The 869-nt window shown below is 75.7% G+C and carries 1 protein-coding gene and 1 pseudogene; both read right to left on the minus strand.

All coding sequences use genetic code 11. The features are described from left to right. Positions 1 to 242: pseudogene (locus tag GT354_RS52055) on the minus strand (allophanate hydrolase subunit 2 family protein); the annotation flags it as partial. Next, positions 239 to 865, minus strand: a complete 627-nt coding sequence (locus tag GT354_RS52060) for an allophanate hydrolase subunit 1 (protein WP_161365538.1) — start codon at positions 863 to 865, stop codon at positions 239 to 241. The pseudogene GT354_RS52055 and the gene GT354_RS52060, both read right to left, overlap by 4 nt. Positions 866 to 869: the final 4 nt, after the last annotated feature.

An 869-nucleotide genomic window follows, 5' to 3' on the forward strand; every position in this document is an offset into this window, starting at 1 on the left:
GGCGCCCCGGTGACCGCCGCCGTCACGCCGCCCACGCCGGCCCGTACCGCGACCCCGCCGAGCGTGGTCTCCAGCGTCGCGGCCCGCGCGGCGCCGCCGACCAGACGATTGGCCAGCCGATGCGCGGGCCCGTCCAGCGCGCCCGAGCGCGGTACGCCCAAGTGCGCGTACCCGGGCCGGCCCAGATCCTGGACCGTGGTCAACGGCCCTGGGCGCACGACCTCGACCAACCGCCCGCTCACCGCGCCGCCTCGTCGACGAATCGCACGGTCGTACCCGGAGCGAACAGCGCGGCCGGTTCGCGGTCCGCGTCCCACAGCACCGCGTCCGTGCTGCCGATCAGTTGCCAACCGCCGGGGGAGGAGCGCGGGTACACGCCGGCGTACTCGCCCGCGAGCGCGAGCGACCCGGCGGGCACCGCGGTACGCGGTGTCGCACGGCGCGGCACGTGGTAGCGCTCGGGCAGCCCGGTCAGGTAGCCGAAACCGGGCGAGAACCCGCAGAACGCGACCCGGAACGACGTCGCCCCGACGATGCCGGCGACCTCACGGGGCGACACACCCCACAGTCCGGCGACCTCCGCCAGGTCGGGCCCGTCGTAGCGCACCACGATCTCGACCGGCGTGCCCGCCTCGTCGGGAATCGGCGGCACGTGCCACCCGACGACGTCGACGGCGAACGCGTCGACGTCGACGTCCCGCAGCCCGTCCAGAAGTACGGTGCGCGCCGCCGGGACGATCTCCACGACCACCGGGAGGCTGCCCGCGTCCCGCCGGCGCAGCAGTTCCGCGTGCAGCGCCTCGGTTTCCTCGGCGGTGTCCACCTCCAGGAGCAGCGCGTGTCGGCCCACCGGCAGCGCCCTCACGCGA

The sequence above is a fragment of the Streptomyces sp. SID3343 genome (genome assembly GCF_009865215.1).
Classification (GTDB): domain Bacteria; phylum Actinomycetota; class Actinomycetes; order Streptomycetales; family Streptomycetaceae; genus Embleya.